At 43.1% G+C, this 3943-nt stretch carries 5 protein-coding genes; 2 read left to right on the top strand and 3 right to left on the bottom strand.

Features of this window, described 5'->3' with window-relative positions; genetic code table 11:
- From AB4496_RS22230 to AB4496_RS22240, 3 genes are all read right to left on the bottom strand, one after another.
- Positions 1-349, bottom strand: a 349-nt coding sequence (locus AB4496_RS22230) for a hypothetical protein (RefSeq protein WP_372131986.1), incomplete at its 3' end; no start/stop codon positions are given.
- 345 nt (positions 350-694) lie between these two features.
- Positions 695-1096, bottom strand: coding sequence for a hypothetical protein (locus AB4496_RS22235; RefSeq protein WP_009846182.1), 402 nt, complete (start codon positions 1094-1096; stop codon positions 695-697).
- A gap of 28 nt (positions 1097-1124) precedes the next feature.
- The gene (locus AB4496_RS22240) at positions 1125-1607 is read right to left on the bottom strand and encodes a MarR family winged helix-turn-helix transcriptional regulator (protein WP_102258357.1); all 483 of its coding nucleotides are present in this window, start codon (positions 1605-1607) and stop codon (positions 1125-1127) included.
- Positions 1608-1731: 124 nt separating this feature from the next.
- Between AB4496_RS22240 and AB4496_RS22245 the strand changes: the two genes are divergently transcribed.
- Both AB4496_RS22245 and AB4496_RS22250 read left to right on the top strand, forming a co-directional pair.
- Positions 1732-2622, top strand: a complete 891-nt coding sequence (locus tag AB4496_RS22245) for a DMT family transporter (RefSeq protein WP_102258356.1) — start codon at positions 1732-1734, stop codon at positions 2620-2622.
- A gap of 349 nt (positions 2623-2971) precedes the next feature.
- Positions 2972-3886, top strand: coding sequence for a DMT family transporter (locus tag AB4496_RS22250; RefSeq protein ID WP_102258355.1), 915 nt, complete (start codon positions 2972-2974; stop codon positions 3884-3886).
- Positions 3887-3943: the final 57 nt, after the last annotated feature.

A 3943-nucleotide genomic window follows, 5' to 3' on the forward strand; every position in this document is an offset into this window, starting at 1 on the left:
GCATACCATCCACCCACACCGCATCACTTTCAACTAACGACACGCTAGGCGCAGGAACCGTAAAATCCGATGCATTAGGTAACAAGGTGAAATCGATATCTTTAAACGTAATCGCCGTATTCAAATACCACAAACACGCGTCGTGGTACTGAGCGTAATTATCTAAAGATGGCTGACCTGTACAGGTATCACTTCTCAACTTATCCAACGAGAACTGCTGAACCGATTCTAAAATCGCCACCGCTCTGGTTTGTTCGGTTTCAACCCAATCACCCGCCACCTTCGCTCTAATCTCAGACACGGCACCAAGCATTCCGATACCCGCTAAAAACGGCCATAAATAATCCATACGCTTCCATTTTCGCCGACTCAGGTTGAATCCACACCAAATTGGAATATGTAAGAGGAGCGTTAGTCCAAGTGACAGCAGAACGAAGTTCAAGGAGCTAGAGAGCATGAGCTCGCTATCGAAAAAGTTCTTCATAATGAGAAGCTTGCCTGTATAACCAAGAGAAATTTGATACTAGGTTCGATATAAGAAAAGTGTGTAAGAGGAAAGTAAAAACAGCACTAAGAATTGGTGTTAACGCTGCTTATTTGGGCATATAACCACCGATGGCAGGGCTTAACCACTCGTTACTCAGAAATGGCTAAGTTGTTCAGTTGTTCACGATACACAAGATGCTAAAGGCTCTTACGCGCCAGACTTGAGGTAGATACCGACTTCTCTTAGCTGTGCTTTAATGTCTAACATTTGGACGTGAGATAGCACTAATTGGATCAAATTGAATATTGCTCCAGCGAACATCAAACCCGCGACATAACCAGACCATGCTTGGTGATCAACTTGATACAGAGTATTAAACGAAAGAACGAAGAAGATGAGACTGGAAAAACCAATAGCATACTCATTACAGTTGTAGACGTATGAATTCGTCGCGTAATCGTATTTGATTTTTACCTTTCCACCCGCTCTGCCTAGCTTAAGATTAAGAACATTTCCGCTAACCTCATATTCCAATCCATTAATTAATACAACGCGCTCTACTTTCTCAAGCATATCTGTTTTTTCCGTATTATTTTGAATACTGTCCATAGTCGTACCCTACTCCGTCACCTAAAAATTATTCGTAAGCACTCAACCATGCTTTCAGAAGTTGGTTAGTGTTCTTCTTCTGGCTCGCAGACAATGACTTAACCAGTTTTTTCTGCATTTCGACATGTTCAGTCATCATTTGGTCGATCAGAATAAGACCATCTTTGGTTAGCAGAACACTCACGCTGCGCCTGTCTTCTTTGCTGTGCTCACGACTGATCAGCCCTTTAGCTTCTAGTTTATCAAGGCGATTGGTCATTGCGCCTGAGGTCAGCATCATCGATCCGATCAGTTCTGATGGCGTCAGTTGATGAGGCTTCCCAGAACGTCGCAACGTTGCCAACACATCAAACTCACCAAGTTTCATGTCGTAATTTTTATGAAGCTCGGCAACTTGCGTCTCCATATACTTGGCAATACGCATAATCCTGCCCATCATTGCCATTGGCTCAGTTTCTAACTCAGGCTTTTCCTTTGCCCATTGCTCTACTACGCGGTCGATAGCATCCATTTGCGATCTCGCTCCGTTATTAGTCTGATTAATTCAAACTAGTTTAACATAAAGATACTTTACAACCATATGATCTAGGTATACAGTTCATACAACCAATTATCTTAACGTAAAGATATTTCATATGAACATATTATTAGCAATGATTCCCGCGTTCTTTTGGGGAACAACCTATGCAGTGACGCAATTTACGCTACAGGAATGGCCCCCCTTATTATTGGGTGCTTTGCGCGCGTTGCCTGCTGGTTTGTTATTGCTAGTAGTAAAACCGACACTGCCTCAAAAAGGCGAATGGCAGATCATTTTCACATTGGGTCTTATCAATATTGCGACCTTCTTTAGCTTAATCTTCGTGATGGCGTTGACGTTGCCTTCGGCAATCTCCGGTGTAGGTATGATCTCTGTGCCAGTGTTTGCGATGATCTTCCATTGGGTAGTAAAGAAACAGCGTCCGCAATTGATTCAAGCCTTGTCTGGTGTTGGATTAATCACATTGGCGTGGATACTGTTTAATCCAAGTCAAATCGCATTAAACCCAATAGGTTTAGGCGCCATGTTCGCTGCAATCATGTGTATCGTTATCGGCAGTAGCATTACCAAGTCACTGGGTAATCGCATGCACTGGTGGAAGGTATTAACATGGCAACTGATTCTAGGCGGTACGATTTTATCTGTCGCGTCTGGCGTTCATGCGCTCATCGACCCACAGCCTTATGTTAACGCTGTGACTCATTTCGATACTCGTAACGCAATAGGACTTGTTTGGGTGATTATCCTGAACACTGCCCTGGGTTACGGCATGTATGTGTGGCTACTACAGCGTATGTCAGTGGTTGATTTCACCTTCGGTGGCATCGCTAACCCAATTGCGGGAATTGTGACGGGTATGATGTTGATGGGTGAATCCTTTACCCCACTCCAGTACTCGCTAATGACAGGCATGATCGTGATGTCACTGCTACCGCAACTTGTCCTTGCAGTAAGACAGTCCAAACAAGTTAAGCCTGTTACGTAGATGAATCTACCGACTGCACTGAGAATAATAACGCGCCTTACATCTTATACAGTGATTTAAAAGGCGCCTCTTGTTGCTACGCTGACAGCAATAAGCCAAATAGTCATACTCGCGAAGTTGATCGTTTCTTAAACGAAATTAAACCTTACAAAGAACAATGCCTTTCCTCAAGCTACCTAAATTGAATTTATTTTCTAAAAAATAGACACATTAGAGATTATTTTTCCATAATAAATTGCAATTAGAGATAAAAAGACAAAATTTTTCTCCGACGACCTCCTTATACTGTGCCACGTCATTAAGGCGCCACAAGCCGATGATTTAAAATAATTATTAATGAGTAGTCACCATGAATTCGAAGTCGCTAACTATCTTGCTTTTTGTCTCTGTTTGCCTAATTTGGGGAACCACTTGGTTCGCAATGGAAGTGGCATTGCATTCTATCCCACCAATTTTTGCTACTGCATTGCGCTTTTTACTCGCAGCACCTCTGCTTGCGGTATTAGCGAAAGTCTTCAACCAGCCACTGCTGTTTCCTAAAGGCAAGCGTCAATGGTTGCTGATTGTTGCGCTGATGTACTTTGCGATTCCATTTACTTTGATGATCTATGGCGAGCAATACATCTCTTCTGGTCTAGCGTCGATCATCTTCGCTAACATGCCGGTCGCTGTGATGTTGATGTCAGGCCTATTCCTAGGCCTACGATTGGCTAAGCACCAAATATTTGGTTTGGCTACCGCTGTTGTAAGCTTATGTTTGATCCTCGGTAATGAAATGCAGATGGGTGGCGATGACTACCTAGTTGGTACCGTTTGCTTAGGTCTTGCTGTGGCAATACACGCTGTTATGTATGTGTTAGTTCAAAAGCACTGTAAAGGCATCGAAGTACTGACGTACAACGCAGTCCCAAGTCTGATCGCTTCTCTATTCTTATTCGCCGTTTCGGCGATAGGTGAAAACGTGAATGTTGAATCCTTCACTTGGGATTCAATCTCAGCGGTAGTTTACCTAGGCTTTGTGGCGAGTGTTGGCGGCATTGTTGCCTACTTTAAACTCGGACAAGTTTCGACGCCGTTCCAAGCGTCTATCTGCTTCCTGATTTTCCCTGTGGTTGCACTACTGATCTCTTGCTACATCAATGGAGAAGTGCTGTCTGAACAGTCACTGGTGATGATGATTCCTCTGCTTTGTGGCATCTTATTGACTAAGGCACCAAAAGGAATCTTCAAGTTACGTGGTGAATTAAAAACCGCAAGAAACTAATCCTACTGAAAGCTAACTAGATATTTCCATCTAGTACATACAAAAAAGATCCAATAT

Source organism: Vibrio sp. 10N.222.46.A1 (assembly GCF_041473595.1).
GTDB classification, from domain to species: Bacteria; Pseudomonadota; Gammaproteobacteria; order Enterobacterales; family Vibrionaceae; genus Vibrio; species Vibrio tasmaniensis_A.